This is a genomic window from Frankia sp. AiPs1, from assembly GCF_023716945.1.
Lineage (GTDB): Bacteria > Actinomycetota > Actinomycetes > Frankiales > Frankiaceae > Frankia.
This window is the reverse complement of sequence record NZ_JAMQQF010000853.1, coordinates 1-1,792: the sequence shown is the minus strand read 5'-3', so window position 1 is coordinate 1,792 and position 1,792 is coordinate 1. Positions and strand designations below refer to the sequence as shown.

Sequence of the window (1,792 nt, the reverse complement as noted above, 5' to 3'; positions counted from 1 at the left end):
GTGCCGGCATGGTGGTCGTGGCCGAGGGAACGGCACTGCTCGTCGCCGCGCTGGCGGTCGCCGGCACCTTCCGCACCCTGTACGCGGGAGGGAGGGCCTGGGGCCCGCTTGTCGGCGCGATCGTCGCCGCGGCGGCGGTGACGATCGGGACGCGCCGGCTGACGGACCGGTGGGATGCTCTGGCCGCCACCAGTCTCGTCGGAGCCGCCGGTTACCTGATCGTCGTCGTGTTCGGCTGGACCGACGGGCAGGCCGTCGGCGGCGGGCGGGCCTTCGTCATCGGGCTGCGGTCTGGCTGGGCGAACCTGCTGACCGTGGGCCTACCGGCCGACCCGGATCCCGAACTGCTCGTCGTGCCGGTCCTCGCGCTGTGGCTGGCTACCGCGACCGCCCTCGCACTGGCGATGCGGCCCGGCACGGTCCTCGCTCCGCTCGCCCCGCTCGGGCTGGCGTTCGCCCTGGCCGTGACGCTGCTTGCCGGTGGCCACCATCCCCCGCCGGGGCTCCTGGCGCTGCTCGTCGCGGCCGCCCTCGGCTACGGCATCCTTCGCGCAGCCCGGCACGGCACCGCGCCGCAGCGGCCCGCGCCGGAACCCCCCGCCCTGGCCGGACGGTCAGCCGGAGCGGGCCAGCGAGCCGGGGCAGCACGACCACCCGCGGCAGCACGCCTGCCCGGGGCGGGAGCGCTGCTGCTCGGTGTTCCGGTGCTGGTCGTCGCCGCACTGATCGGGACACTGCTGGCTGCGGTGGTACCGGCCGGCGGCCGGTTCGACCCGCGGACGGTCCATGCGCAGCCGCTGGTCGACGTGCCTCAGCCGGACCCGTTGGCACAGGTTCGCGCCCAGCTCACCGCTGCACCGCCGCGGGCGGTGGCCTCGGTACGGCTGGCGTCGGTACGGCTGGCGTCGTCGTCCAGCCGACTGCCGGTCGACCGGGTGACGACGGCGGTCCTCGCCGACTTCGACGGCGCAAGCTGGCGTAACCATGACGCGTTCTGGCCGGTCGGCGCCGCCCTGCCCGGTGACCGAGACGAGGCAGGCACCGGCCTCGGCCCGCAGGTCACCGTGCACGCCGACGTCACCGTCGGGCAGTCGGACTCGCCGTTGCTGCCCGTCGTCGGACGGCCCACCCGGCTCGCCACCTCACCCGCGACCGCCGCCTACGACCCCCGAACGGGCACCCTGCTGCGCACCTCGGGGGCAGCCACCGGCCCGCTGCGATACCAGCTCACCGCGACCGTCCCGACGCCGTCGCCGGCTCAGCTCGCCGCCGCCGTCCCAGGGTCCGGCCCGGCGCTGGCCCGCTACCTCGCCGTCCCCCCGGGCCTGCCCGCGCTGCCGGTCACCGAGGTCACCCGCGCCACCGCTGCCGCGCACACCACCTACGACCAGCTGACCGCGCTCGCCGACTACCTGCGGGACCCGCAGCGGTTCCCCTACGACCTCGCCGGCCGGCCCGGCCATTCCTACGGCGCCATCACCCGGCTGCTCACCACCACCGACCCACGGGAACGACACAGCTACGCCGAGGTGCACGCCGCCGCGTTCGCCCTGCTCGCCAGGCTGCGCGGCATCCCGTCCCGGATCGCCGTCGGCTATCTGCTCGGTCCACGCACCGGCGGCGGGCCCGGCACGTTCACGCTCAGCCAGGCGCAGGCGCACACCTGGCCGGAGGTGTTCCTCGCCGGTCTCGGCTGGATCCCGTTCGAGCCGACGGACACCTCACGGCTGTCCCACGAAGAGCCGCCGGACGCCGCCGGCGCGGCGGCGGGCGGCGGTTCCGCGGCCAGCGC

The 1,792-nt window shown here is 76.2% G+C and carries 1 protein-coding gene; it reads left to right on the top strand.

Features of this window, described 5'->3' with window-relative positions; translation table 11 throughout:
- Positions 1–17: 17 nt before the first annotated feature.
- Positions 18–1,792: transglutaminase domain-containing protein (locus ND748_RS31290; RefSeq protein ID WP_251749905.1), on the top strand; the 1,775-nt coding region annotated here is incomplete at its 3' end.